Consider the following 24,911-nt stretch of genomic DNA (forward strand, 5'->3'; position numbering starts at 1 on the left):
GCTATGCCACGATCCGATCCGTGCTCTCGCCCCAGGGAATTACCGCCCGTGCTGGCGCCGAGGGTGTCAGGACGCTTGCTGTATCGAGGCGGCTGATGTGCTCGGGTGAAAGCTCAAGCGACAGCGCGCCGAGGTTGTCGGTGAGCTGGGTCATTGAGCGTGGCCCGATGATCGGCACTGCCCCGTGGGTGCCTGCCCAGGCAATGGCGACCTGACCCGCGCTGGCGCCGATCTCGCCCGCGATGGCAATGACGGTGTCGAGGATTTGCGTACGCTGCGCCGAATTCTCCGGCTGGAACACCCGGCCGCCCAAACCTTCGGCGCGACCTTTCTCCCCTTGGCGGTACTTGCCCGTCAGCATGCCGCCGCCCAGCGGCGACCACGTGACGATACCAAGGCCCAGCGCGTGCGATGCCGGGAACAGGTCAGCTTCGGGCTCGCGATGGACCAGGCTGTGCTCGAACTGCGCAGCCGCGATGGGAACGGTACGAGTCAGTTCGGCCAGGGTCACTGCACGGGCGAGTCGCCAGGCGGCGAAGTTCGAAAGGCCTGCATAGAGGATCTTGCCCGCGCGTGCCAAGTCCTCGAAGCCACGGACGATTTCCTCGGCTGGCGTGAGGCCATCGGGATGATGCACCCAGTAGATGTCAATCCGATCTGTCTTGAGTCGCTTCAGGCTCGCTTCCACGGAGGCGACCATGGCCTTGCGACTGTTGCCGGTGACCAGCCTATTGGCATTCGGCTGCGCCCCGTTGCTGTACTTCGTCGCAATGACGAAATCTTCGCGCCGCCCCTCCAGCAGGATGCCGATCTGTTTCTCCGATTGTCCGAACTGGTAGACATCCGCTGTATCGATGAAATTGCCTCCAGCCTCGGCGTAGGCGTTGAAGATCGCTGTGCTGGTATCGGGGTCGGCGCCATGGCCCCAACCCGTGCCAAAGTTGCCCGTGCCGAGCGCTACCTGCGAAACCCGCAGGCCAGTCTTGCCAAAGGATGTGTATTTCATGACTTTCTCCATTGTCGGGCCGCAGCGCAGAGAGCAATGTCAGACTTGCTCATGTTGACGCCTCGGGGAAGGTGCAGGGAAATCGAAGATCAAGCATGTCGTGGTGGCGTGCGCGTACAGCTTGCCGTCGGGGCCAACGATTCGGCCTTCGGCCGTGGCAATCCGACTTCCTGCATGGATCAACTTTCCCTCGGCGCGTACTAGCGGTACCGCGTCGGTCAAGGCGCGGACCATGTTGACTTTCAGCTCCAGCGTAGTGAAGCCCTTGCCTGCGGGTAAGGTCGAATGCACGGCGCAACCTACCGCCGAGTCGAGCAACGTGGAAAACCAACCGCCGTGTACGGTTCCCAGCGGGTTGTAGTGCCTTCGTTGCGGTCGACCCTGGAAGATCGCTATGCCTGGTTCCATGTGAATGGGCAGGAAATCGAGCGTGTCGCCGATGGGGGCGGGCGGTAGTTCCCCGGCAAAGATTGCCTCGAACAACTCCATGCCCGTCAGGCTGGTGATCTGTTTGTACGTTGCGGTGTGGGAGGTGTTCCAACGGGCACGAATCGCTTTTTCCTCTTCGTCCCACCGCGCAACGACCTGGTCAGCCTCCATCACGGACTCCTTTATCATTCCAGATACTTGCATATGCAATACTTGTAGATACAATCTATACCATGAAAAATATGACCAAGCCACAGGGTTGCACCAATCTGAAGATTCGCCAGCTCAATCGCATGGTGACGCGTCACTACGATCGCTATATCGCCGAGTCCGGATTAAAAAACACGCAGTACGCATTGTTGTCCCACGTCGTCCGACTCGGTCCCATTCGCCCGAGCGACCTGGCCAGGCGAATGCAAATGGAGGCTTCGACGTTGACACGGAATATGCAGCCACTGGTCACTCAAGGCTGGCTGACGGTCGGGGCGGGTGGCGACGCGCGCAGCCGCCTTGTCCAAGTGACCGAAGCGGGACTGGAAAAGCAAGCCGAAGGGCGGCGCGCCTGGAAAGAGGCGCAATTGGCACTTAATGAGCGACTCGGCGTGCATCGCGTTGCGGCGCTCCATGAATTGCTGGATGCATGTATCGAGTGCCTTGATGATGAGCCTGAAACGTGTACGGACTGACTGGTAGACGATTTTCAGCTCAGCTTGGTCAGATACTCCGGTACTTGCTGCTCAGGTAGCACTGACAGAACTTTCAACCGTTGCAACATGCGTTGGCGGGCGCGGTGGAGGTGTTCCTTGAGGTTCAGCGCTGCTGCGTCGAATGCGCCATGCAATAGCAACTCTAAAATCAAACGGTGTTCGGCCAGCATGGCTTCGTCGGGGCCGAGGCCCAACTGACTGTAAAAAATCCGACTGATGATCCTGGGGCTCTGGGCCTGCCGGATCAGCGTAGCGATCTTGCGATTGTTTATTCCGGCGAGGCAGTGGTAATGCAGGTCTTCTTCAAGTTGCTCGATGCATGCCAGGCTGCAGCGTGGGTTGCTCTGTGCCTCTTTAACCCGCGACAGCATGGCTTCAAGGGATCCCCGGCTGAGCCCGGGTGCGCTCTGGCGTAACGCCTCAGGTTCAAGGCACGCGCGCAGCTCGTAGTCTTCGGTGACCTCCCTGGCGGTGAGCGGGCCGGCCAGCCATTGGGAGTAGGGTTCCTTTTCCACCAGGCCGCGGTCACGCAGACGCATCAATGCCTCGCGTATCACCGCCCGACTGACGCCGTAATGCTCGGCGGCCATTTGCTCGTCGAGTCGATAGTGCCCGAAAGCAATACAGGTCGATAAGGCTGAACCAATCTCGTCGAACATCCGCTCGCCCAGCGGCCGGGTATCGACCAGTTCTTCGCTGCTATCAAGACCGAGTTGCTTGTGGGTTACGGCCAGCCGCAGTGGCTCCACTTCAACCCCCTTTGGGTTGACCAGATAACCACGACCATCGAATCGACTGATCAAGCCTTCCTTATGCAACAGGTCCAATGCTTTGCGCACCGGTACGCGGCTGGTTCCGAACAGGTCGGCCAGAGGCGCTTCGAGCAGGACAAGTCCTTGGGCCACTTCTCCATCAACGATGGCGTTGCGCAGGACCTGGCGGATCATGGCGTAGCGGGATGCAGTGCGGTAATCCTCGGCGGTCATCGATCTCATACGCTTCTCGAAAGGCGGGGAAAGATTCTCGCACAAGTCGGTTGTCACCGTGGACCACGTCCTTTGTGCGCGTTCCTGGAGCCGTTGTTACTGTTCTGCACCAAAACGGATATTTTTTAATTAATACATTATTTGTGTTGCTGGCTGGTCCCGCATAAAAGGCTCCGCAAAATGGAATATCTACCCGTTTGGAAAGGCGTCTAGCCCGTAGGCTAGACGCGGATTGCTTTCGCCTTGGCGTTCCTTCAGCACTCAGTTTGGCACGCTATCTGCTCTATAAAACGTACATTTTAATAATGAATACGTTTTTGGTGGATCAGATGTCCTACGCCAGTCCTCAATTACCGCTTGAAGCCGATGCATTGGCCATGGCAGATGCATTCGCCTCGGGTAGCAGCGACCCGGTCAAGGCGTTGGAAGAAATGCTGGCCAGGGTGGCGGAAGTCGATGACGTGTTCATCTCTCTTTGTTCGGCGCGTGCCTTTCGCGAAGCCCATTCATCAGCTGCGCGCTGGAAGGCCGGACAACCGGCAAGCGCACTGGATGGCGTTCCCATTGCTTGGAAAGACATGTTCGACGTCGCAGGCAGTCCAACTACCGCAGGCGCAGCCGTGCGCCGCGACATTACGCCAGCGCTGCTCGACGCCAATGTCGTAGGTCTGCTGGCACGAGCCGGAATGGTCAGTGTCGGGAAAACGAACCTTAGCGAGTTTGCTTACTCGGGCCTTGGACTCAATCCCCATTTTGGAACGCCGCACAATCCTGTCGGACTCGACCAGCCACGCATTCCGGGTGGCTCGTCCTCAGGCTCAGCGGTCGCGGTCGCGGCGGGAATCGTGCCGATTGCGATGGGCACGGATACCGCTGGGTCTATCCGAATTCCAGCGGCCTTCAATGGGGTGGTGGGATTTCGCAGCAGTTGCAGGCGCTATAGCCGTGAAGGTGTCTTCCCACTCGCGCATACCCTCGACAGCGTGGGGCCTTTGACGCGCAGCGTGCGCGATGCCTTGGCTATCGACGACATCCTGTGCGGGCGTACGAAGTCGACCTCACTCATCCCTCGCGGTCTGGCAGGGCAGCGTTTTTGGGTCGACCCGTCGGTCCTTGATGATCCACGCGTAGAACCTGCGGTGCGTGACAACCTGCTGAACTGCTTGAGCGTGTTGAAAACTCACGGTGCGCAGATTGACCTGCGGCCTTCGCCAGCCTTCCAAGCGACGCTCCATCTCATCGAGCAACAAGGCTGGCTTGGCGCCCCTGAAGCTTTCGCGCTGCATCAGCCGCTGCTCGACAGCGAGGCGGCCGCCCGACTCGACCCGCGCGTGCGGCGCCGTCTGGAAAGCGCACGTACATTCCCCGCCAGCCAGTTGGTCAACCTCTACAGCGCACGCGACCGGCTGCAGCAACAAATCGCCGATGAGCTGGATGGGGCGTTTTTGATTACGCCAAGCGTATCCCATGTCGCGCCACCCCTGGCGCCATTGGAGGCCGACGACGAACTGTTCGTGCGCACCAATCTCGCGACGTTGCGCCTGACCATGCCCGGTAGCTTGCTGGATCTGCCGGGCGTGTCCCTGCCGAGTGGCTGCGATGCGCTCGGTTTGCCCACCGGCATGTTGATTAGCGCGCCTGCCGGCGAAGACTTTCGATTGTTGCGCGCGGCGCTGGCAGTGGAAGCCGCGTTGCGCCAGCCCTGAGAAATCCCACGACTGATTGATAAAACCGCAGGAGAACAATGATGGCTAAAGAAATTCTGTGCGCCTTCGGCGTCGACGTAGACGCCGTGGCAGGCTGGCTGGGCTCATATGGTGGGGAGGATTCGCCTGACGATATTTCCCGTGGCCTGTTCGCTGGCGAAATCGGCGCCCCGCGTTTGCTCAAATTGTTCGAGCGTTACGGCTTGCGTACCACCTGGTTTATCCCCGGCCACTCGATGGAAACCTTTCCCGAGCAGATGAAGGCGGTGGCCGACGCCGGCCATGAAATCGGCGTGCACGGCTACAGCCATGAAAACCCCATCGCCATGACCGCCGAGCAGGAAGAAATCGTCCTCGATAAATCCATCGAGCTGATCACCCAGGTCACCGGCAAACGTCCCACCGGCTACGTCGCCCCGTGGTGGGAGTTCAGCAAGGTCACCAACGAATTGCTGCTGAAAAAAGGCATCAAGTATGACCACAGCCTGATGCACAACGACTTCCACCCCTACTACGTGCGCAAGGGCGACAGCTGGACCAAGATTGACTACAGCCAACATCCCGACACCTGGATGAAACCCCTGGTGCGTGGCGAAGAAACCGACTTGGTGGAGATCCCGGCCAACTGGTACCTCGACGATTTGCCGCCGATGATGTTCATCAAAAAGGCCCCCAACAGTCACGGTTTCGTCAACCCGCGCCACCTCGAGGAAATGTGGCGCGACCAATTCGACTGGGTCTACCGCGAGCATGAATACGCGGTGTTCACCATGACCATCCACCCCGATGTATCCGGTCGGCCGCAAGTGTTGCTGATGCTTGAGCGTCTGATCGAACACATCCAGAGCCATACCGGCGTGCGCTTCGTCACTTTCGACGAAATCGCCGACGACTTTATCCGCCGCCAGCCGCGTACCTGATACCCACCCACCTTCCGAGGCGCGATTCATGTCTATCTACAACAAGCTTGACCTGACTGGCTGGAAACCCCGGCAACTGACGTCCCAGGAAGTCCGCTTCGCCACCTGGATCGCCTTCTTCGCCTGGGTGTTTGCGGTGTATGACTTCATCCTGTTCGGTACCTTGCTACCCGAGATCGGCCGGCACTTTGGCTGGAGTGAAGTGGAGCAGGCCGAAATCGCGACCTGGGTGGCGGTGGGTACCGCCGTCGTTGCGTTGGCCATCGGCCCGATCGTCGACAAGCTGGGGCGGCGCAAAGGGATTATCTTCACGGTGGCCGGTTCCGCCCTGTGCTCGGCGCTCACCGCGATTGGCGGGGCGTGGGGCAAGTCGCCGCTGATTCTGATCCGTTCGTTGGGCGGCCTGGGCTATGCCGAAGAAACCGTCAACGCCACCTACTTGACCGAGTTGTATGGCGCCTCGCAAGACCCGCGGCTGACCAAACGTCGCGGCTTTATCTACAGCCTGGTGCAGGGCGGCTGGCCAGTCGGTGCGTTGATCGCGGCGGGTTTGACCGCGCTGCTGCTGCCGATCATCGGCTGGCAGGGCTGCTTCATCTTCGCCGCGATCCCAGCGGTGGTGATTGCGATCCTGGCGCGCAAGCTCAAGGAGAGCCCGCAGTTTCAGATCCATCAGCGTATCACTGAGTTGCGTAAAAACGGCGCGGTGAAAGAAGCGCAAAACGTCGCCGTGACTTACGGCGTGGACTACGACGAACACAGCAAGGCCGGCCTCAAGGCCGCGTTCCGTGGTCCGGCCCGTCGCGCCACCTTGGTGATCGGCGCCGCGTTGTTGCTCAACTGGGCGGCGATCCAGGTGTTCAGCGTGCTCGGTACTTCAGTGATCGTCAGCGTGCACCACATCTCCTTCGAGAACTCGCTGATCATCCTGGTGCTGTCGAACCTGGTGGGTTACTGCGGTTACCTCAGCCACGGCTGGATGGGCGACAAGATTGGCCGCCGCAACGTGATCGGCCTGGGCTGGATGCTTGGCGGCCTGTCGTTTGCCGGGATGCTGTTCGGCCCGAGCAATATGGCGATGGTGGTCGGGCTTTACAGCCTGGGCCTGTTCTTCCTGATCGGGCCCTATTCGGCGGCGTTGTTTTTTATCAGTGAAAGTTTCCCTACCAGCATCCGCGCCACCGGTGGCGCGATCATCCATGCCATGGGCCCGATTGGCGCGGTGGTCGCAGGGTTTGGCGCCACCCAGGTGTTGTCCGCCGGCAGTGACTGGCAGACCGCCGCACTGTGGTTCGGTGCTGTGCCGTGCTTCTTGTCCGGTGCGCTGATGTTCGCCGCACGCCACGTGCGTCCGGAAACCGTTCAGTGAGGATCTTCAGATGAGCCGTAAAGTTGCCTTGATTACCGGTGCCGCTAGCGGCATCGGCCAAGCCCTCGCTGTGGTCTATGCGCGCAATGGTGTGGCGGTCGTCGGCGGGTATTACCCGGCCGATCCCCATGACCCGCAGACCACGGTGGCCTTGGTGGAAGAAGCCGGTGGCGAGTGCCTGATGTTGCCGCTGGACGTGGGCGATACCGCCTCGGTGGATGCACTGGCCGAACACGCCGTGCGCCGCTTCGGCCGCCTGGATTACGCCGTGGCGAACGCTGGTTTGCTGCGCCGTGCACCGTTGCTGGAAATGAGCGATGCGCTGTGGGACGAGATGCTCAACGTTGACCTGACGGGAGTGATGCGTACCTTTCGCGCGGCGACTCGGCATATGGGCGAGGGCGGTGCGTTGGTAGCGATTTCGTCGATTGCCGGCGGCGTGTATGGCTGGCAAGAGCACAGCCATTACGCAGCGGCCAAGGCCGGCGTGCCGGGCTTGTGTCGTTCGCTGGCGGTGGAGTTGGCAGCAAAGGGCATTCGTTGCAATGCGGTGATCCCAGGGTTGATCGAGACGCCACAGTCACTGGATGTGAAAAACTCACTGGGTCCGGAAGGTTTGGCCAAGGCGGCGAGGGCGATCCCGTTGGGGCGGGTAGGGCGCGCGGATGAAGTGGCTTCATTGGTGCAGTTCCTGACCAGTGATGCGTCGAGTTACCTGACCGGGCAGAGCATCGTCATCGACGGTGGCCTGACCGTACGCTGGCCCGACTGACTGTACTCAATTCAAATGTGGGAGCGGGCTTGCTCGCGAATGCGGTGTTTCAGATAAATCAGGTGTGACTGACAGACCGCATTCGCGAGCAAGCCCGCTCCCACCTGGGACCTGTGTTTGCTTCAGGAGATTCTACATGCCTCAACTTACCAACCGCCGCGCCGTCATCACCGGAGCCGGCAGCGGTATCGGCGCTGCCATTGCCCGTGCCTATGCGGCTGAAGGCGCGCGCCTGGTGCTGGCCGACCGCAATGCCGTCAGCCTCACCGAAACCGCGATCACCTGCCGCAACCTCGGCGCCGAAGTGGTGGAGTGCCTCGCCGATGTAGGCACCGTCGAAGGCGCCCAGGCCGGTGTCGACCGTTGCGTCGAGCACTTCGGCGGCATCGACGTTTTGGTCAATAACGCTGGCATGCTCACCCAGGCTCGCTGCGTCGACCTCACGATCGAGATGTGGAACGACATGCTGCGCGTTGACCTCTCCAGCGTATTCGTCGCCAGCCAGCGCGCCTTGCCGCATATGCTCGCCCAGCGCTGGGGGCGGATCATCAACGTGGCCTCGCAACTGGGCATCAAGGGCGGCGCCGAACTCACCCATTACGCCGCGGCCAAGGCCGGGGTCATCGGTTTCACCAAGTCCTTGGCGCTGGAAGTCGCCAAGGACAACGTACTGGTCAATGCCATCGCTCCGGGGCCGATTGAAACGCCATTGGTCGCCGGGATCAGCGCCGACTGGAAACGCGCCAAGGCCGCCGAGTTGCCCCTCGGTCGGTTCGGCCTGGCGGATGAAGTGGCGCCTACCGCCGTGCTGCTGGCCAGCGAGCCGGGTGGCAACCTGTTCGTTGGCCAGACCCTCGGCCCGAATTCCGGCGATGTCATGCCATGAGTGAGGTGTAGCCATGTGTGGACTCTGCGGTTTGCTCGGCGAGGATCTGCACTGGAGCGATCCCCTGGGCGATGAGCTGCCCAGGCGCCGCGAACGCCTGCGCCGCATCGCTGCGATCAATCAGGTACTGGCGGTGTTCCGGCTCAAGGTCGAAGACTTTCAGGGCGCCTCTTACCTGCTGCTCGGCGCGACCGGTAAGCAAGCGCTGGCGAGTGGCCTGGATCAGCTCTGGCGAGCGGCCGAAATCATGCTCGGCCGCCCGTTGGATCCCTTGGACCCGCATCTGTTGGATCACTTGGAGTCAGCCGTATGAGCATCGCTCTCAATGTCATCACCGGCTTTCTCGGCAGCGGCAAAACCACCTTGCTCAAGCGCCTGCTGCAAGGCGAAAGCCTCGGCGATACGGCTTTGCTGATCAACGAGTTCGGCGATGTCGGCATCGACCATCTGCTGGTGGAAGAAGTCGCCCCGGATACCGTGCTGCTGCCCAGCGGCTGTGTCTGTTGCTCGATTCGTGGCGAACTCAAGGACGCATTGCTCGACCTGTTGCAACGCCGTGAGCGCGGCGAAATCCCGGCGTTCAAACGGGTGATCCTGGAGACCACCGGCCTGGCCGACCCGGCTCCGATCCTCGCCACCTTGAACAACGACGCGCAACTGCGCGGGCGTTTCCATATCGGCCTGGTGATTACCCTGGTGGATGCCAGCCACGCCACTCTGCAAGAACGCCTGCATCCGGAATGGCTGGCCCAGGTCGCCGCCGCGGACCGCTTGCTGTTGAGCAAGACCGACCTGGTGGAGGACTGCGCCCCACTGCACGCGCACCTGCAAGCGCTCAATGCCGGTACGCCGGTCCTCAATACCTGTGACGTCCATAGCGGCGATCAACTGTTGCTGGGTGAAGGTTTGCGCAGCGCCGAACCGACAGTGGAAGTCAGTCGCTGGCAACTGCATCGCAGTACCAGCGCCACCCACGGCGCCGCGCAAGTGTGCAGCCTGACTTTCGACCAGCCGTTGGATTGGGTCGGCTTCGGGGTTTGGTTGTCGATGCTGTTAAGATGCCACGGCGAACGAATTCTACGTGTCAAAGGACTGCTCAACGTGAACAGCAGTAACGCCCCGATCGTCATTCATGGTGTGCAGCATTGCCTGCATGCCCCCGTGCACTTGCCTGCCTGGCCGGGCACGGATCGGCAGTCGCGCCTGGTGTTCATCCTGCGTGGTCTCGACCCTGCGCTGCTGCGGCGCTCCTTTGCCGTGTTCTCTCAGCGGTTCGCCGCATGATCACACTCCGCGTCCTCGGCACTTCAGTGACCTTGCTCGAATGCCTGCGTGTTCGTGCCGAACAGGAATTGGGCATTCACTTGGTGTACCAGGTGCACGATGTCGAGCAGGCCCAGCGCATCGCGGTGATGCAGCCCGACAGCTATGACCTGTACGATCAATGGTTCCATAACGTCGACTTCGTATGGCCGGCCCGGGCGATCCAGCCCATCGACACGCGGCGCATTGCGTTGTGGCATGAGATCAACGACCTGCCCAAGCGCGGTCGCCTGTCCGCGAATGATCGGTTGGGCAGTGGCAGCGTGCCTAGCGAGCGCTTGTTCGTGCAGCACGATGGCAGCCTCGGCAGCACGGTCACCGAGCGCATCAGCATGCTACCCCTGACCCATAACGCCGACAGTTTCGCCTACCGCCCCGAGCGCTTGCCCGAGGGTTTTCGCCCCGACAACGAAAGCTGGGGCTGGCTGTTGGACCCGGCCTGGCGCGCGCGCACCGCACTGCAGAGCGACGCTGCCATCGGCGCCCTGGATGCCGCGCTGGCGGTGCAGGGCGCGGGACTGGCGCGCTTCAAGGACATCGGCAATATGAGCATCGAAGAGATCGATGTGCTGGCCGATATCCTGGTGCGCAAACAGAAGGAAGGTCACTTCGCGGCGTTCTGGTCCGATGACGAGGAGGCTGCGCAATTGATGCTCAGCCCGAACATCGATATCCAGAGCCTGTGGTCGCCGACGTTGATGCGCCTGCATCGCGCCGGGGTGAAATACCGTCTGGCGGTGCCTCGCGAGGGGTACCGCGCCTGGTTCGGCGGTTTGTCATTGTCGCGCCATGCCCAGGGCCCGGTGCTGGATGCGGCCTACGCATACCTCAATTGGTGGTTGTCTGGCTGGCCCGGCGCGGTGATGGCGCGCCAGGGTTACTACATCGGCAACCCGGCGCGCAGCCGCGACCATCTGAGCAGTGCCGAGTGGGATTACTGGTACGCCGGTCAACCGGCGCGGGAGGAGTTACTGGGCAGTGATGGTTTGCCGCTGATTGACATTGGTGACGTGCGCGATGGTGGTTCCTATGAGCAGCGCATGGGCCATATCGCCGTGTGGAACTCGGTGATGGATGAGCACAATTATCTGGTGCGGCGCTGGGGCGATATTTTACGGGCGGGGTTGAAAAACTTTCCCAGACGGTGAGTTTCCAACCTGCACGGTCAACGAAGAGCCGGAGAAATCAAGCGTTTCCTGTCGGTCGTGGCCGTCAGAAATCTGCCATGAACGGCCACTCAAAACCCTCTCAGGACGAAGCAGTCACCCATGTTCCGCTGCCAACATTGACCTGAATTGAGAAATGACCTCTGTAGATAACCCGGCGTTTTCGAACACTGCGCAGGTGAAGCTAACGGGTGCGGGGCCTGGAGCCGTTATGATGCGGTCTGCGACCACGGCTACCGGGCTGCTTCGATAAAGCGCCTGCCCTGCATAACCTACGGCATTCTGTTGCAAGAACTCTGCGCTGTTCGAGGTATGAGCAACCGTGTCGAGCAAGCCGGCCCTCGCAAGCGCCAGCGTTCCCCCGCAGATACCGGCAATCGTCGCGCCGTTTGAGCGACTGGCATGAAGAAAGTCTCGAATATCGGGCGCTTCTGCACGTTCCCAGCCCATTCCTCCAATGACGACGACAACGTCCGGCTTCCAGTCCAGGCATTGTTGCAAACTGCTATCGACCGTTACGGCCAATCCACCCTGCGAGCGGAATTGCCCTGTAGCAGAAGTGAAAAACCTGGTGTCGATCCCGTAAAAAGGAGAGGCAGTCCCCGCGATGAAAGCATATTCCCAGTCCGCAAAACCGGGTGTCAGTATCAAACCCACACGTGCCATCAGTCAGAATCCTCCATGAATGCCAATAACATAGGGCGACGAAAAACGGACATCAAGGGCTGCTTCGGGCGGTCAATGATCGCCCAAACCGCCCATGCCTATTCCACTGCCTCAACCACCCCTTGATCCTCGCCCAGAAATCCGCCGCTCTGGTGATGCCACAACCGCGCATAGGTACCGTTTTTCCCGAGCAGTTCCGTGTGGGTGCCTTGTTCTATGATGCGCCCGTCATCCATGACGATGAGCCTGTCCATGGCCGCAATCGTGGACAGGCGATGGGCGATGGCAATCACGGTCTTGCCCTGCATCATGTCATCGAGGCTTTCCTGGATGGCCACTTCGACTTCCGAGTCCAGCGCGCTAGTGGCCTCGTCCAGCAGCAGGATCGGGGCGTTTTTGAGCATCACCCGGGCAATTGCGACGCGTTGACGCTGGCCGCCCGAAAGCTTGATACCACGCTCGCCGACCAGGGTGTCGTAGCCGCAATGGCCATGCTTATCGCTCAGTTGGCTGATGAAGCCATCGGCCTGGGCGTTGATGGCGGCGCTACGGATCTGCTCGTCGGTTGCATCGGGGCGACCATAGGCGATGTTGTCGCGAATGGAGCGGTGCAGCAGGGACGTATCCTGAGTGACCATGCCGATGGCGCTGCGCAGACTGTCTTGCGTGACGTGCGCGATGTTTTGCCCGTCGATGCGAATCTCTCCGCTGTCCACATCGTAGAAGCGCAACAGCAGGTTGATGAGCGTGGATTTTCCGGCGCCGGAGCGACCCACCAAGCCAATTTTTTCCCCCGCGCGGATGCTCAGGCTCAGCCCATCGAGCACCTGGCGTTCGCCGTTGTAGTTGAAGCTCACGTTGTCGAAGGTCACCGCTCCGCCAGTGGTCACCAGCACTTTCGCATCCGGCGCGTCCTGCACCTTGGGGCCGCGGGTCAAAGTGGCCATGCCATCCTGCACGGTGCCGATGTTCTCGAACAGCGAGGTCATTTGCCACATGATCCAGTGCGACATGCCATTGATGCGCAACGCCATCGCGGTAATCGCCGCCACGGCACCCGCGCCGACTTCGCCCTGGTGCCACAGCCATAGGGCATAGCCGCCCGCACCCATGATCAACGCGACCACCAGTGCCTGGTTGACGATTTCGAATTGGCTGACCAGGCGCATCTGGCGCAAGCCGGTCTGCTTGAAATCCTCCATTGCCGCGCGGGCGAAGTGGGCTTCGCGTTTTGAGTGCGAGAACAGCTTCACTGTGGTGATGTTGGTATAGGCATCGGAGATGCGACCGGTCATCGATGACCGCGCATTGGCCTGTTCCTGCCCGACTTGTCCCAGGCGGGGCACGAAGTAGCGCATGGCCAGGCCGAACAACGCGACCCAGGCAATGAAAGGTAGCATCAGCTTCAGGTCGAAGCCGCCAGCCAGGGCGATGATCGCGATGAAGTAAACGCCGATCCCCGGTGCGATCTCGATGAGGGTGAACAGCACCTCGCGCACCGACAGCGCCGTCTGCATCACCTTGGTGGTGACGCGGCCGGAGAACTCATCGGAGAAGAACGAAAGGCTTTGTCGCAGCATCAACCGATGGAAATCCCAGCGCAGCCGCAACGGTAGGTTGATCGCCAATATCTGGTGCTGCACCATCGTGCGCAACGCGACCAGCCCGATACTGGTCAGCAATACGATGCCGATGCCCCACAGCACGCGACTTTCCTGTATCGCCGCATCGCCGCCGGCCTGCCAGGTCGACAGCAGGTCCACGACCTGCCCGAGGAAAGAAAACAGCCAGGCTTCGTAAATCGACACACCGGCACTCAGTAGCGCAAGCGCGAGAATATAACCGCGGGCGCCGCGCGTGCAGGCCCAGAGAAATCGCGACAAGCCTTCAGGCGGTGGCGGTACTTCGTCGGGCGGGAAGGGGTCGAGCCATTTTTCAAACGTGCGAAGCATGGTGGTCTCCAAGACGATCCAGTGAGGAGATTCTGGCACGCATGGGCTGCTTTGAGGGTTTTGTGAGGGGACAGGGTTAATCGCCCAGGACTTTTTCCGTGATGATGGTGCGCTCGGCGCCGTTAAAATCGTTGCTGATTTCAGGACGCTCAGGCAGTGAAGGTGGCGCCTGCATTAGCGGGCCCCACCTACTTCACGCATCAACTGTCAGAGACGTCCCCAGTCTTTTCCTGACCGGCCTTTTCGGCATTAAAACCGTCGGCACTTTCGAATACGCCCATGAAACCGGGGATAGTCGACTCACGCGACCAGTCGCGCTGGAGCTCGCAGTACATCTGCACACGGCTGATGAGTTTCGCGCCCGCTTGCTCGATTCGGCGAAGGGCTGCCTCATGTGCGGCGGGTGACGTGCCTCCGACCGCATCGACCGGCACATACACTTCATAGCCTTCCTGGATCGCGTCCAGTACAGGGAACGTCAGGCAGGCCTCGGTCCAGAGCGCGGTCATGATGAGCTTCCGACGGCCGATTGCCTTGACCGCCTGTTTGAACTCGGTGTCCTCCCAGCTGTTGATAGAGGTGCGGTCATAAGTCGGTAGATGGCCGAGCACGTCCTGCAGTTCTCGAATCGGCGGCTTGTTACGGCCGGTGGCGACGTTAACCGTCGAATGAATGATAGGCAGGTTGTAGTTGACGGCCGCCTTGGCAACGCTCGTGATGTTGAAGACGAGTTCGTCGCGGGACATCGAGCGAATCGAGGAGACCTGGATCGGCTGATAATCGATGATGATCAGCGCCGAATTTTCAGGCGATAAGAGCTGGTCGGTATGGGGGTTGCGTATAGTCTCGCTTGTCATCTGTAGGTCCTTTTCTCAGTGATGCACGCGTGTCGGAGGGCCAGCGCATGTTCGGATGGACAGGCGCGACCGTGACGACACGTCCACTGATGTTGTTAGTAGATTGGGTTTTCCGGGAAACGTGCGCCAACGGCGACGCTGTCAGGAAGGGGGGATTATGCTGTTCCCATTTTCGACGCAGTAGTAGCATTCCGAGGCTAGCTGTGTCGCTCAAAGGGGAACGCTGATTTGGATATCGAAGAGCTGCAAACTTTCGTAGAAGTCGCTGATGCTGGGGGTGTTTCGCCGGCGGCGCTCAGGCTCGGAGTCTCCAAGTCGATCGTCAGCCGCAGGCTCGCCCGGCTTGAAGCGGAACTTGGCATCCAGTTGCTTGCACGATCCACCCGTGGGGCAGCGCTCACTGAAGCCGGGGCCACATTCCGAGACTATGCAGCCAGGGTCTGCGCCGAGATTGATGCCGCCAGAGAAACGATCCTGCCGGCGGGAGTCCTTCGTGGCCGCTTACGAGTTGCGGCGCCGCTCTCTTTTGGCCCTACGCATTTCGCTCCCATGCTCGCGGAAATGGCACGACGCCACCCCGAGCTTCATATCCAGACCTGTTACAGCGATCGCTTCGTTGATCTCATTGCCGAGGGGTTCGATTGTGCGATACGAGTCGGCTATCTTCCGGACTCTAATTTGATCGCAAGGCGTATCGGCCCGATTTACACGAAGCTCGTTGCGAGCCCGGGCTACATAAAAGCGCATGGGGTACCAGAGTCACCGGAGCAGCTCGCTACCCATGAGGCTCTCCTGCAGGGCACCGAAGCGTGGCAGTTCATGGATGGCGACAAGATCATCGCGGTTCGCCCGCAGGGACGCTTCAAGGCTGACAACGGCATAGCGCTCGTGGCTGCCGCAACAGCAGGACTCGGGATCGCGTACCTGCCAGATTGCCTGACCTACGAACATGTGACTTCGGGGGCGCTTGTGCCGATCATGACTCGGTATCCACCACCCCCGGCAGGTGCATATGTCGTCCGTCCGCCAAGCCAGCATCCCACGCGCAAGATACGAATGCTCACGGACCTGCTGATCGAGTCTTTCGGACAGTCTCCGCACTTTGCGGGGCCTGCCCGGATCTGATCAGGCTTTGACCTGAGAGACGTGGCCAGGCTTGCCAGACAGCCTTTCGATTGAACGGTTAGCCCTCAGGCGCACACAGCGCTCTGAGCCTTAGGGGCAGGTAGCCAGAGGCCAACCGATGCGTGCTGCACGCAGGAGGCTGGCTTTAACAACCAAGCGGTGAAAGGGCGCAATAACGAAGATGTAGGCCCGGCCTAGACGGTTGTGGCAATGGACCACGGTGGAAAAAACGAGTTGGCGACTGCCTTCTGGCTCTGCCTCTGCAGAACAGAGGATCGATATCCGGAAGTCGAGGTGCTTGTCGTCCTCTCCCAACACGATTTCAGTCTGGTTCGTGCTGTAGACCTTGAAGATTTCAATCCGATTACCCAGTGTTGCCAAATGCCTGGCTGTCTTGAGCCCAAAACAGGCAACGATAGTGTCTCGGACGTTCATGAGCCATCCGATCCAGGCTGGCTGGTGGGAAAGGATGAATCGAGCCAGCAAATCCGGATCGCTGGAGGTGCCCGCAGGGAGCCGAATTGCAAAAGCGTCCGCCAGGTTCAGCGACTTGTAAAGGTGGGTGATGCCGGACCTCGAGGGGACTGGCACAGACATGATGAGCTCAAATTCCCGGGGCATCGGTGATCTCTCCTGAGTTCCAACTACTGATTGGACGACATGCCATGTCGCGTTCCTTTGCGGTGGTTTATCGATGTCCACGCCTTGAGGCCCAGGGCCTCGCTGAGCGAGCATGGATTAACTGGATGTTGTTGAGGTGCCAACTTCTCCTTGTCGGAGACTGAGCCCGATCAAGGCATCATAGAGCGCTTGCTGCCCGGCGGGTAGAACAGGGAGCAACGTCGCACGGCGCTTGTCGACACCGAACCAGGACTCAACCAACCATCCCACCAGATAGAGTGCCGAAAGACATCCGCCAGCGGTTGCCACGTTACCTTGGCATACAAGCGGCTGGTCCATGGGCTCAAGCCCCAGAGCCTGCAAGCTCGATCGCGCATCCGGGTGTGTGGTTGCCTGGCCGTTGAGCAGCCCAAGCCGTTCGAGAATGAAAGCTCCGGCGCATATGGAGCCGATTCGCTGGCGCCTGGGGTCAAGTTCAAATGACGGCAGGAAATCCGGCGCGGCAAGTGCAGCGGGTATCCCTTCCTTGCCGCTGACGAACAATACCGCGTCGGCACTATTGGCTTCGCAAAGCGGACCGTGCACCGAAACAGGCAGGCCGTGCGCCGATCGCACAATAGCGCTAGAACCCAATATTCGGACGTGCCAGTCCTGCGTGTTGCGGCCTAGAATGTCCCACATCAGGAATAGGTCGATATCGGTGAATTGGTCGAAAGCAACCAGAACGATTTTCTTCAAGGCGAACTCCATGAAAAGTGCTGGCGTGCAAAACGCAACGGCCATCTTTGCTGGTGTTCGCAGCGTATCAATCGGTTGCGCACCATACACAGTCTGTATGGCGCCAGATCTGGAGCGAAATAACGGGTGAGAAAACTAACGCGTCACCATTGGATCGCGGCAGGTTTTGAGGCTCTCGACCAAATAGGGCATATCGGTGTTTCGGCCGAGAGTCTCTCGCGCCGATTGAATGTGACCCGCGGATCGTTCTATCACCATTTCCGCAATCGCGAAGACTTTGTCCGCACCTTGCTGGCCGCTTGGGAAGAAGACTACACCGAGCGCATGCTCGCTTATGCGGCGCAGGGGCGTAGCGCGGGCGAAACCTTGCAACGCTACTTGAGTATTGCCGCGGAGAAACAACCTGGGCGGGAAGTCTCCATCCGCGCCTGGTCGTTGCACGATCCGTTGGTAGGCGAGTTTCAGCAGCGTGTTGACACAAGACGACTGGACTTCGCGATACGGACATGCCGCCGTTTGGTCCCTATGCCAGGCCAGGCAGAAGTGATTGGTCAGGTGGCCCATCTGTGTCTGATTGGTGGCCAACAGGCAGGACTGCGGCGTGATGCCGCTCGCTTCAACAGTTTCCTGCATGGAGCCTTTTCACTTTTCGAAGGGGCTCTTGCGCCGTGGCGGCCTAAGTCGTGAGCTGAAATTTCGCCGCAAGGTTGGAAGCTGTCGAGTGAGTGGATGCAACGGAAAGAAGCGAGAAGTCTGGCTCCGGACAGATCAAATGTTCACTCCGCGAACATCTCGTCGTATCGCCTGGGGAGGAACGCCAAAGCCGCGAATGAACACTTCGCGCATATGGCGTCGATCACGAAAGCCGGTTTCCTTGGCGACCACGTCCAGTGAATGACGGCTCTGTTCGATCATCACCCGCGCGGCCTCCAGGCGCAGACGCTCGATGGCCTTGGCCGGAGATTGCCCGGTTTCCGTCGTGAACACGCGAGTGAACTGCCGCGGGCTAAGGTGCACGGCCTCGGCCAGATCCTCAACGCTGAGTGGCTTGTGCAGGTTCTGCCGGGCGTAGTTCAGCGCGTTCTGGATACGGTCGGATTTCGGAGCGAGGGTGAGCATCTCCGAGTGCTGCGATTGCCCGCCCGAACGACGCTGGTGCATGACCAGCTTATGCGCCACCGAACGTGCCACTTCCGGGCCCAGGTCCTTCTCCACCATCCCGAGGGCCAGATCCAGGCCGGCAGTCATGCCGGCGGACGTCCAGACGTTGCCATCGATTATGAAGATGCGGTCATCCTCGACGCTGATCTGTGGATACAGACGACGCAGTGCCGCGCCATAAGCCCAGTGAGTAGTCGCGCGACGCCCATCGAGCAGGCCGGCCTGGGCCAGCACGAAGCCTCCAGTGCAGATACCGGCGACGCGGCGCGCCTGCTGCCCGGCCTGGTGTACGAATGCCAGGGCCGCCTCACTCGGCGGCGTTTCCAAGGGCTTGTTGACCCCGACAATCATCCAGGTGTCCGCCAGGCCAGGGGTGTTCAGGGCACGGGTTTCGATACCCAGGCCCAGGGACGAGCGCACGATACCGCCGGCGACGGAGAAGAACTCTATGGAATAGAAGGGCGCCTCGGCCACGATGTTGGCGTACTCGAAGACGGTCTGGGTGGCCAGCGACAGCACCTGGAAGTCGTCGGAGAGCAGGTAGCCGATTCTGTGCATGGTCGGATCTCATGTCGGTCGTGTCCTGAAACATGACTGTATACGTCATTTAGGTCTTTTCCAATCCTCGCCATGATGTGTCCCAAGCCCACCCCACCTGGAGACATAACATGAGCAACGCATCCAAAGGCACCGCACTGGTCACTGGTGCATCGTCGGGTATCGGCGCCCTTTACGCCGAGCGCCTGGCCCAACGTGGTTACGATCTGGTCCTGGTCGCCCGTAACCGCGAACGCCTGAATGACCTGGCTCGCCGCATCACCGATGACACCCAGCGCGTGGTCGAGGTGCTGCAGGCCGACCTGGGCGATGCCCAGAGCCTGGCCAGTGTCGAGGCCAAGCTCAAGGAAGACGCGAGCATCACCCTGCTGGTCAACAACGCCGGCATCGGCACCCACACGCCGCTGCTCGACAGCGACGTCGGCCTGATGACGCGGATGATCGGCCTCAACGTGACTGCACTGATGCGTCTGAGCTATGCCGCCGTCACCGGGTTTGTCGAGCGTGGCAACGGCGCCATCATCAACATTTCCTCCATCGTCAGCATCGCCCCAGAGTTGCTCAACGGCGTGTACGGCGGCAGCAAGGCCTTCGTCACCGCCTTCAGCCAATCGCTGCATCACGAGCTGGCCGACAAGGGCGTGCGCATCCAGGCGGTGTTGCCAGGGGCGACCGCCACCGAGTTCTGGGACAACGGCGGCCTGCCGCTGGAGCACCTCGACCCCGCCATTGTGATGCCGGCCAGCGCCCTGGTCGACGCCGCGCTGATCGATTTCGATCGCGGCGAATTGATCTCCATTCCCTCGTTGCATGACGCCAGCCAGTGGCAGGCCTACGAGTCGGCGCGCAAGGCCATGTTCAGCAAGCTTTCCAGCAACCAACCCGCGCCGCGCTACAGCGCCGAGCGTTGATCGACCCCTCATCAGGAGAGACAGCATGAAACTCAACGGCAATACCATCTTCATCACTGGCGGCACTTCGGGTATTGGTCGCGGCCTGGCCGAAGCCTTCCATCAACGTGGCAACAAGGTGATCATCGCCGGCCGCCGCCAGGCCCTGCTGGACGAGATCGCTCGGGCCAATCCCGGTATCGACACCGTGGTGCTGGACATCAACAATCCGCAGCAGATCAAGCAGGTGGCGCAGCAGGTGATCGAGCGTCACCCCGACCTCAACGTGGTGATCAACAACGCTGGCATCATGCCGTTCGACAATGCAGCCTCGGGTGATCTCGACGACGAGCAGGCGGTTGGCCTGCTGGCCACCAACCTGCTCGGCCCGGTGCGCGTCAGCGCGGCCTTCGTCGAGCACCTCAAGCGTCAGCCGGATGCCACCATCATCAACAACAGCTCGGTGCTGGCGTTCATTCCGATTGCCGTCACCGCGCTGTACTCGGCGACCAAGGCGGCCATTCACTCCTACAGCCTGTCGCAGCGCTTCATGCTGCGTGACACCAGCGTCAAGGTGCTGGAAATCGCACCGCCATGGGTCGACACCGATCTGGTCCACAAGAGTGGCGACCCGCGCGCCATGCCGCTGGATGCCTTCATCGCCGAGACCCTGGCCAAGCTGGAAACGGCCACCACCGAAGTGATCGTCGATGGCATCGCCGCGTTGCGCGCCAACGTCGGGCCGAACGAGTACGCCCTGGTGGAGCAGTTCAACCAGTCGATCGTCGACAATCCCATCCCTGTTGCCTGAGCCCTGCGCCCGACCTCACTGGGAGGTCGGGTATTTTGATGTTTCTGCTGCTTGCCTTCGTCAGCCTGCGCTTCTCCGAGTGGCGCGTCCGTGTGCAGGTATCCGCGCCCGGGCTGCGCTGATCAGCGGCTGCCTCTTACACTGGTAATCTCGCACGCCATACTCTGCCAAAGAGCGGCCGCCAGGGGCGCAGTTCACGGCCTTTCCCGATGACAGACGTCCATGAGCCGCGCTGAGGGAAGGATTACGTTGCCACCGCCGACATGAGCAACTTGCGAATTTCCCCTGTAATCGCACTTTTGGTGCCTTGTTCCAGTATCCCCACCCGGCGTACCGCCAGGTCGCCCGGCAACGGCAGCACGCGCAGGCTTGGGTCTTTGTGCCAGTCGAAGTTTTTCAGCAACGGCACAATCGCCACTCCGACTTGCTGGCGCACCAGGTCGGCGATTCCGATGATCGAGTTCAGTTCCAGGATCTCCAGCGGTTCGACCGATTCACTCTTGATGATCGACTGCACCTTGCGACCCACTGCCGTGGACCTGTCGTAGCGAATAAACGGCTGGGTTCTCAGCAACTCCACTGCGTCGTCGATGCCGGCGGTCTGGGTGGCATTGGCGAGCATGACGATCGGTTCGTTGTAGAGCAGGGTCCAACTCATGCCATCGAAGTTTTGCCGCGCAGTCTCGATCAGCAGCGCGGCGTCGAGTTTGGCGGCCTGTACCAGGTTGACCACTTCGTCGGAACGGGCGGTCATCAGGTTGACCGATATCCTGGGGTGCAGCTTTTTCAGTTGCACCAGGCAATTGGCGAGCAGGCCCATGCCAGAGGTAATGCCGCCGATCGACACTTCGCCCTCCATGGCTTCACCGTCGGGGGCTTCGGCGATCATTTGCTCGTAGTCCGCCAGCAGACGCTTGGCCTTGGGCAGCAATAACACACCATCGCGGCTCAGCTTGATTTGCCGCTGGCTGCGGTCGAACAGCGGCCGGCGCATTTCCTCTTCGAGTGCGCGCATTTGTTGGCCGACGGCGGCGTTGGTCAGTGCCACGCGGTCGGCAGCGGCGGCAAAGCTGCCGTACTCGGCGACGGCGATAAACGTCTTGAAAAAACGAATGTTGCTCATGGGTCAACTCGCAGCCATGGGTAGAGCTTGATCGTAAAGGTTTTGTTTGTTCTGGATAAAGTTTAATTAGTTTTTCTTTTTATAGCGCCCGGCCAATACTCAAGTCCGAACTGACTCGGCGAACTTTCCAGATGAGCAATCCAGATACCAACCCCATCGACGCGGCCTTGCGTGCGGCCAAAAACGTGTATCACCTCGGCGCTACCACGGTGTACTCGCACCACGAGGACAGCCGTTTTGCCTACACCCTCTATGTGCCCGAAACCATTGAAGACAGCTCCCGGCCCGTGGATCTGGTGGTGTCGCTGCACGGCTCGACCCGTGCGATGGAGATTTATCGCAATGGCTTCGCGGAGTTTGGCCGCTGGAACGATTGTGTGATTCTCTCTCCGCTGTTCCCGGTCGGCGTGCTGGGTGACAGCAACGGCGATGGCTACAAGCAACTGGTCGAGGGCGATATCCGTTACGACCAAGTATTGCTCGACATGATCGCCAGCGTCGGCAAGCGCTACGGTCGTCGCTTCGATACCTTTGCGCTGTTCGGCTATTCCGGCGGCGGGCAATTCACCCACCGGTTCTGCTACCTGCACCCCGAGAAACTCTGGGCGGCGTCCATCGGTGCGCCGGGCTCGGTGACCTTGCTGGATTTCGAGCAGGACTGGTGGGTCGGTGTGCGGGACTTCGCGACGCGCTTTGGCAAACCGTTGAACCTGCAAGCCTTGCAGCAACTGCCGGTGCACATGGTGGTCGGCGATTCAGACCTCGAAACCTGGGAAATCACCCACCGCGAAGGGGGCAAACACTACATGGCCGGTGCCAACGCTGCCGGACGCACGCGCCCGGAGCGCCTGGCCAGCTTGAAGGCGAGTTTCGAAGCCGCCGGCGTGCAAGTGCACTTCGACCTGTTGCCCAACGTCGCGCACCAGGGCATCAAGGTGATGCCCGCTGCCCAGGACTTTTTCGCCACAGTGTTGCGCCGCAAGCGCAGCCTTGGCTGATACACCGCTGGTAGATGCACTCAGAACAGGCCGTACAACAATAATCAAGGATTCACTCATTCTGATGCCGGTCCTGCCTTGGCTCCCGCCACTGACCGGAAAATTTCTTCAAGGAGTCTTTCTCCCGTGAATAGTTACGTAAAGACGGCACTGGCCGTCGCGATGTCGGCGTGCACCTTTTCCATGGCCGTCGCGCAAGACAAGGTCATCAGCGTTGGTCTCAATGGTGATATCCGCAGCACCGACCCGGGCGTCAACCGCGACGACAATACCGATGCGGTGATGATGCACATCGTCGAAGGGCTGGTGGCGTATCGCGAAGACACCAGCATCGCGCCGATGCTGGCCAGTGCAGTCGCTGTCTCGCCGGACGGCCTGCGCTACACCTTCAGCCTGCGAGACGGCGTGCACTTCCAGAATGGCCAGCGGTTGACGGCCAAGGATGTGCAATGGACCTGGCAGCGCTACCTGGACCCCAAGACCCAGTGGCGTTGCCTGGCGGAGTTCGACGGGCGTGGCGCAGCCAGGATTGTCGATGTCGCCACCCCTGACCCGAAAACCGTGGTGTTCACGCTGGACCAGGCCAACGGCTTGTTTCTCGCGGCGATGGCTCGCCCGGATTGTGCCGGCAGCGGCATCCTGCACCCGGACTCCCTGGCCGCCGATGGCAGTTGGCGTGCACCGATCGGCACCGGGCCGTTCACCCTGGGCAAATGGCAGAAGGGCCAGTACGTCGAACTGGATCGCTTCAAGGAATACACGCCGCGTGCCGAGGCCGAGGCGGACGGGTACACCGGCAACAAGCAGGCGTTTGTCGACAAGGTGCGTTTCCAAGTGATCCCCGATTCGGCCTCGGCCAAGGCCGCGCTGCTCTCGGGTGGCGTCGACCTGCTGCCGGACGTGACGGCAATGGACGCCGCACAACTCAAGCAGGACAAGAATCTGCAGATCCAGGTCAGCCCGATCATGACCATCAGCGGCTTGCTGTTCCAGACCCGTGACCCGTTGCTCAAGGACGTGCGCATTCGTCGCGCGGTGGCGTTGTCCCTGGATTACGCACAGATGGTGGCGGCCTTGTCCGATGGCTTGTCGGTGGTCAACAACTCGGTCATCCCCACCGCCAGCCCGTATTACGACGCCACCGCGCGCCAGGGCTACACCTACAACCTCGACGAGGCCCGGCGCCTGTTGAAAGAGGCCGGTTACGGCGGCGAAAAAATCCGCATGCTGGTCAACAAGCGCTACCCGCAGATGTTCGACATGGGTTTGCTCAGCCAGGCCATGACTCAGGCGGCGGGGCTGAATATCGAGATGGAAACCCTGGAGTGGGGCACGCAGCTGGAGCGCTATCAGACCGGCAGCTACCAGATGATGTCCTTCTCCTATTCGGGGCGTTTCGATGCGGCGCAGAGCTTCGAATCAGTGATCGGCGACAAGCAGAAGGAGCCGCGCAAGGTCTGGGACAACCCCGAAGCCTTGGCGATATTGCGCGAGGCCCAGCGTGAGGTTGACCCCGCCAAGCGCCAGCCGCTGTTCGACAAGCTCCACACCTTGATGCTCAAGGATGTACCGATGGTGGTCATCTACAACGGTACCGCCATCGGCGCGATGGGCAAGCGCGTTGAAGGTTATCGCTCCTGGCCCGTTGCCAAACCGCGCCTGTGGGGCGTGAAGCTGGCCGACACTTCCAAGTAAGGCGTACCGCTATGTTTCGATTCATATTGCACAGGCTCGGCATGGCGGTGCCGACCCTTCTGTTGATCTCGGTGATTGTATTTGCCTTGATTCGCCTGATCCCCGGCGACCCGGCGTTGTTGATGCTGGGCGACATGGCCGACCCCAAAAGCCTTACCGACATGCGCAGCAGCCTGGGGTTGGACCACTCGGTGGTGACCCAGTACCTGATCTGGATCAAGTCGGTGCTCAGTGGCGACCTGGGGATGTCCATCAGCAGCCGCCAGCCGGTATTGGAGTTGCTGATCGAACGATTCAGCGTCAGTGCCACAGTGGTGCTTGTCGCGGTGTTACTGGCGACCCTGCTCGCGGTGCCGGTGGGTTTGCTCGCGGCCTGGAAGCAAAACAGTGTGCTGGACTTGGGCCTGGTGGCTACGGCGACGTTGCTGCTGTCGGTGCCGAGTTTC

25 protein-coding genes and 1 pseudogene are annotated in these 24,911 nt (G+C 60.6%); 16 read left to right on the top strand and 10 right to left on the bottom strand.

Features of this window, described 5'->3' with window-relative positions; translation table 11 throughout:
* Position 1: 1 nt before the first annotated feature.
* A complete protein-coding gene (locus tag PBDP_RS11585) occupies positions 2 to 1,006 on the bottom strand; it encodes an aldo/keto reductase (RefSeq protein ID WP_212802265.1) in 1,005 nt (334 codons plus the stop codon).
* A gap of 39 nt (positions 1,007 to 1,045) precedes the next feature.
* A complete protein-coding gene (locus PBDP_RS11590) occupies positions 1,046 to 1,606 on the bottom strand; it encodes a PaaI family thioesterase (RefSeq protein WP_212802266.1) in 561 nt (186 codons plus the stop codon).
* Positions 1,607 to 1,668: 62 nt separating this feature from the next.
* On the opposite strand from PBDP_RS11590, the gene PBDP_RS11595 reads away from it, so the two are divergent.
* On the top strand, positions 1,669 to 2,121 hold the full coding sequence (locus tag PBDP_RS11595; protein ID WP_176688145.1) for a MarR family winged helix-turn-helix transcriptional regulator: 453 nt from the start codon (positions 1,669 to 1,671) through the stop codon (positions 2,119 to 2,121).
* Positions 2,122 to 2,135: 14 nt separating this feature from the next.
* Here PBDP_RS11595 and PBDP_RS11600 read toward each other — a convergent pair whose 3' ends face one another.
* On the bottom strand, positions 2,136 to 3,128 hold the full coding sequence (locus PBDP_RS11600) for a GntR family transcriptional regulator (protein WP_502936874.1): 993 nt from the start codon (positions 3,126 to 3,128) through the stop codon (positions 2,136 to 2,138).
* A gap of 329 nt (positions 3,129 to 3,457) precedes the next feature.
* Here PBDP_RS11600 and PBDP_RS11605 point away from each other — a divergent pair, with 329 nt between their 5' ends.
* From PBDP_RS11605 to PBDP_RS11640, 8 genes are all read left to right on the top strand, one after another.
* Entirely contained in the window at positions 3,458 to 4,834 is a 1,377-nt protein-coding gene (locus PBDP_RS11605; protein ID WP_163858847.1) for an amidase, read from the top strand.
* A gap of 41 nt (positions 4,835 to 4,875) precedes the next feature.
* The gene (locus PBDP_RS11610; protein WP_176688144.1) at positions 4,876 to 5,754 is read left to right on the top strand and encodes a polysaccharide deacetylase family protein; all 879 of its coding nucleotides are present in this window, start codon (positions 4,876 to 4,878) and stop codon (positions 5,752 to 5,754) included.
* 28 nt (positions 5,755 to 5,782) lie between these two features.
* Positions 5,783 to 7,123 carry an MFS transporter gene (locus tag PBDP_RS11615; protein ID WP_109755252.1) on the top strand — a complete coding sequence of 447 codons (1,341 nt, stop codon included), beginning with the start codon at positions 5,783 to 5,785 and terminating at the stop codon, positions 7,121 to 7,123.
* Between the two features lie 10 nt (positions 7,124 to 7,133).
* Complete coding sequence (locus tag PBDP_RS11620) at positions 7,134 to 7,895, top strand: SDR family NAD(P)-dependent oxidoreductase (RefSeq protein WP_212802267.1); 762 nt, start codon at positions 7,134 to 7,136, stop codon at positions 7,893 to 7,895.
* Between the two features lie 136 nt (positions 7,896 to 8,031).
* The gene (locus tag PBDP_RS11625) at positions 8,032 to 8,781 is read left to right on the top strand and encodes an SDR family NAD(P)-dependent oxidoreductase (protein WP_212802268.1); all 750 of its coding nucleotides are present in this window, start codon (positions 8,032 to 8,034) and stop codon (positions 8,779 to 8,781) included.
* 13 nt (positions 8,782 to 8,794) lie between these two features.
* Positions 8,795 to 9,094, top strand: a complete 300-nt coding sequence (locus PBDP_RS11630; RefSeq protein ID WP_109755249.1) for a hypothetical protein — start codon at positions 8,795 to 8,797, stop codon at positions 9,092 to 9,094.
* A complete protein-coding gene (locus PBDP_RS11635; protein ID WP_109755248.1) occupies positions 9,091 to 10,065 on the top strand; it encodes a CobW family GTP-binding protein in 975 nt (324 codons plus the stop codon). Before PBDP_RS11630 ends, PBDP_RS11635 begins: the two co-directional genes overlap by 4 nt.
* Entirely contained in the window at positions 10,062 to 11,252 is a 1,191-nt protein-coding gene (locus PBDP_RS11640; protein WP_109755247.1) for an ABC transporter substrate-binding protein, read from the top strand. The genes PBDP_RS11635 and PBDP_RS11640 overlap by 4 nt, the downstream gene beginning before the upstream one ends.
* A gap of 114 nt (positions 11,253 to 11,366) precedes the next feature.
* Here PBDP_RS11640 and PBDP_RS11645 read toward each other — a convergent pair whose 3' ends face one another.
* The 3 genes from PBDP_RS11645 to PBDP_RS11655 form a co-directional block, all read right to left on the bottom strand.
* A complete protein-coding gene (locus tag PBDP_RS11645) occupies positions 11,367 to 11,936 on the bottom strand; it encodes a DJ-1/PfpI family protein (protein WP_212802269.1) in 570 nt (189 codons plus the stop codon).
* Positions 11,937 to 12,034: 98 nt separating this feature from the next.
* On the bottom strand, positions 12,035 to 13,888 hold the full coding sequence (locus tag PBDP_RS11650) for an ABC transporter ATP-binding protein (protein WP_109755245.1): 1,854 nt from the start codon (positions 13,886 to 13,888) through the stop codon (positions 12,035 to 12,037).
* A 200-nt stretch (positions 13,889 to 14,088) separates the two neighbouring features.
* Positions 14,089 to 14,745: a hydrolase gene (locus tag PBDP_RS11655; protein WP_109755244.1), complete on the bottom strand. Its 657-nt coding sequence runs from the start codon at positions 14,743 to 14,745 to the stop codon at positions 14,089 to 14,091.
* A gap of 228 nt (positions 14,746 to 14,973) precedes the next feature.
* On the opposite strand from PBDP_RS11655, the gene PBDP_RS11660 reads away from it, so the two are divergent.
* Positions 14,974 to 15,870 carry a LysR family transcriptional regulator gene (locus PBDP_RS11660; RefSeq protein WP_176688136.1) on the top strand — a complete coding sequence of 299 codons (897 nt, stop codon included), beginning with the start codon at positions 14,974 to 14,976 and terminating at the stop codon, positions 15,868 to 15,870.
* Between the two features lie 90 nt (positions 15,871 to 15,960).
* On the opposite strand, the gene PBDP_RS11665 is transcribed toward PBDP_RS11660, so the two are convergent.
* Both PBDP_RS11665 and PBDP_RS11670 read right to left on the bottom strand, forming a co-directional pair.
* Positions 15,961 to 16,491 carry a DUF2867 domain-containing protein gene (locus PBDP_RS11665; protein ID WP_212802270.1) on the bottom strand — a complete coding sequence of 177 codons (531 nt, stop codon included), beginning with the start codon at positions 16,489 to 16,491 and terminating at the stop codon, positions 15,961 to 15,963.
* Positions 16,492 to 16,608: 117 nt separating this feature from the next.
* A complete protein-coding gene (locus PBDP_RS11670; protein ID WP_232200092.1) occupies positions 16,609 to 17,274 on the bottom strand; it encodes a DJ-1/PfpI family protein in 666 nt (221 codons plus the stop codon).
* Between the two features lie 81 nt (positions 17,275 to 17,355).
* Between PBDP_RS11670 and PBDP_RS11675 the strand changes: the two genes are divergently transcribed.
* Positions 17,356 to 17,916 (top strand): TetR/AcrR family transcriptional regulator, encoded by a 561-nt coding sequence (locus PBDP_RS11675; protein ID WP_116832052.1) that lies wholly within the window; start codon positions 17,356 to 17,358, stop codon positions 17,914 to 17,916.
* 81 nt (positions 17,917 to 17,997) lie between these two features.
* On the opposite strand, the gene PBDP_RS11680 is transcribed toward PBDP_RS11675, so the two are convergent.
* Positions 17,998 to 18,948, bottom strand: a complete 951-nt coding sequence (locus PBDP_RS11680; RefSeq protein WP_134923816.1) for a GlxA family transcriptional regulator — start codon at positions 18,946 to 18,948, stop codon at positions 17,998 to 18,000.
* 110 nt (positions 18,949 to 19,058) lie between these two features.
* On the opposite strand from PBDP_RS11680, the gene PBDP_RS11685 reads away from it, so the two are divergent.
* Positions 19,059 to 19,859 carry an SDR family NAD(P)-dependent oxidoreductase gene (locus PBDP_RS11685; RefSeq protein WP_212802271.1) on the top strand — a complete coding sequence of 267 codons (801 nt, stop codon included), beginning with the start codon at positions 19,059 to 19,061 and terminating at the stop codon, positions 19,857 to 19,859.
* Between the two features lie 25 nt (positions 19,860 to 19,884).
* Positions 19,885 to 20,649, top strand: a complete 765-nt coding sequence (locus tag PBDP_RS11690) for an SDR family oxidoreductase (protein ID WP_163854195.1) — start codon at positions 19,885 to 19,887, stop codon at positions 20,647 to 20,649.
* Between the two features lie 244 nt (positions 20,650 to 20,893).
* On the opposite strand, the gene PBDP_RS11695 is transcribed toward PBDP_RS11690, so the two are convergent.
* Positions 20,894 to 21,772 carry a LysR family transcriptional regulator gene (locus PBDP_RS11695; protein WP_116832056.1) on the bottom strand — a complete coding sequence of 293 codons (879 nt, stop codon included), beginning with the start codon at positions 21,770 to 21,772 and terminating at the stop codon, positions 20,894 to 20,896.
* A 131-nt stretch (positions 21,773 to 21,903) separates the two neighbouring features.
* On the opposite strand from PBDP_RS11695, the gene PBDP_RS11700 reads away from it, so the two are divergent.
* From PBDP_RS11700 to PBDP_RS11710, 3 genes and pseudogenes are all read left to right on the top strand, one after another.
* On the top strand, positions 21,904 to 22,770 hold the full coding sequence (locus PBDP_RS11700; RefSeq protein ID WP_212802272.1) for an alpha/beta hydrolase family protein: 867 nt from the start codon (positions 21,904 to 21,906) through the stop codon (positions 22,768 to 22,770).
* Positions 22,771 to 22,896: 126 nt separating this feature from the next.
* Positions 22,897 to 24,465, top strand: coding sequence for an ABC transporter substrate-binding protein (locus PBDP_RS11705; RefSeq protein WP_212802273.1), 1,569 nt, complete (start codon positions 22,897 to 22,899; stop codon positions 24,463 to 24,465).
* A gap of 11 nt (positions 24,466 to 24,476) precedes the next feature.
* Positions 24,477 to 24,911 (top strand): annotated as a pseudogene (locus PBDP_RS11710) (ABC transporter permease); the annotation flags it as partial.

Origin of the sequence: Pseudomonas sp. St290 (assembly GCF_018325805.1) — a bacterium.
In the GTDB taxonomy this organism is placed as follows: Bacteria; Pseudomonadota; Gammaproteobacteria; order Pseudomonadales; family Pseudomonadaceae; genus Aquipseudomonas; species Aquipseudomonas bijieensis.

What these genes read in the sequence shown, in the direction of transcription:
- PBDP_RS11625 (WP_212802268.1), top strand. Translation starts at nt 8,032, where the DNA reads ATGCCTCAACTTACCAACCGCCGCGCCGTCATCACCGGAGCCGGCAGC.
- PBDP_RS11645 (WP_212802269.1), bottom strand. Translation starts at nt 11,936, where the DNA reads ATGGCACGTGTGGGTTTGATACTGACACCCGGTTTTGCGGACTGGGAA.
- PBDP_RS11685 (WP_212802271.1), top strand. Translation starts at nt 19,059, where the DNA reads ATGAGCAACGCATCCAAAGGCACCGCACTGGTCACTGGTGCATCGTCG.
- PBDP_RS11615 (WP_109755252.1), top strand. Translation starts at nt 5,783, where the DNA reads ATGTCTATCTACAACAAGCTTGACCTGACTGGCTGGAAACCCCGGCAA.
- PBDP_RS11650 (WP_109755245.1), bottom strand. Translation starts at nt 13,888, where the DNA reads ATGCTTCGCACGTTTGAAAAATGGCTCGACCCCTTCCCGCCCGACGAA.
- PBDP_RS11655 (WP_109755244.1), bottom strand. Translation starts at nt 14,745, where the DNA reads ATGACAAGCGAGACTATACGCAACCCCCATACCGACCAGCTCTTATCG.
- PBDP_RS11610 (WP_176688144.1), top strand. Translation starts at nt 4,876, where the DNA reads ATGGCTAAAGAAATTCTGTGCGCCTTCGGCGTCGACGTAGACGCCGTG.
- PBDP_RS11620 (WP_212802267.1), top strand. Translation starts at nt 7,134, where the DNA reads ATGAGCCGTAAAGTTGCCTTGATTACCGGTGCCGCTAGCGGCATCGGC.
- PBDP_RS11665 (WP_212802270.1), bottom strand. Translation starts at nt 16,491, where the DNA reads ATGCCCCGGGAATTTGAGCTCATCATGTCTGTGCCAGTCCCCTCGAGG.
- PBDP_RS11585 (WP_212802265.1), bottom strand. Translation starts at nt 1,006, where the DNA reads ATGAAATACACATCCTTTGGCAAGACTGGCCTGCGGGTTTCGCAGGTA.
- PBDP_RS11690 (WP_163854195.1), top strand. Translation starts at nt 19,885, where the DNA reads ATGAAACTCAACGGCAATACCATCTTCATCACTGGCGGCACTTCGGGT.
- PBDP_RS11590 (WP_212802266.1), bottom strand. Translation starts at nt 1,606, where the DNA reads ATGGAGGCTGACCAGGTCGTTGCGCGGTGGGACGAAGAGGAAAAAGCG.
- PBDP_RS11600 (WP_502936874.1), bottom strand. Translation starts at nt 3,128, where the DNA reads ATGACCGCCGAGGATTACCGCACTGCATCCCGCTACGCCATGATCCGC.
- PBDP_RS11595 (WP_176688145.1), top strand. Translation starts at nt 1,669, where the DNA reads ATGAAAAATATGACCAAGCCACAGGGTTGCACCAATCTGAAGATTCGC.
- PBDP_RS11700 (WP_212802272.1), top strand. Translation starts at nt 21,904, where the DNA reads ATGAGCAATCCAGATACCAACCCCATCGACGCGGCCTTGCGTGCGGCC.
- PBDP_RS11695 (WP_116832056.1), bottom strand. Translation starts at nt 21,772, where the DNA reads ATGAGCAACATTCGTTTTTTCAAGACGTTTATCGCCGTCGCCGAGTAC.
- PBDP_RS11670 (WP_232200092.1), bottom strand. Translation starts at nt 17,274, where the DNA reads ATGGCCGTTGCGTTTTGCACGCCAGCACTTTTCATGGAGTTCGCCTTG.
- PBDP_RS11680 (WP_134923816.1), bottom strand. Translation starts at nt 18,948, where the DNA reads ATGCACAGAATCGGCTACCTGCTCTCCGACGACTTCCAGGTGCTGTCG.
- PBDP_RS11605 (WP_163858847.1), top strand. Translation starts at nt 3,458, where the DNA reads ATGTCCTACGCCAGTCCTCAATTACCGCTTGAAGCCGATGCATTGGCC.
- PBDP_RS11640 (WP_109755247.1), top strand. Translation starts at nt 10,062, where the DNA reads ATGATCACACTCCGCGTCCTCGGCACTTCAGTGACCTTGCTCGAATGC.
- PBDP_RS11630 (WP_109755249.1), top strand. Translation starts at nt 8,795, where the DNA reads ATGTGTGGACTCTGCGGTTTGCTCGGCGAGGATCTGCACTGGAGCGAT.
- PBDP_RS11635 (WP_109755248.1), top strand. Translation starts at nt 9,091, where the DNA reads ATGAGCATCGCTCTCAATGTCATCACCGGCTTTCTCGGCAGCGGCAAA.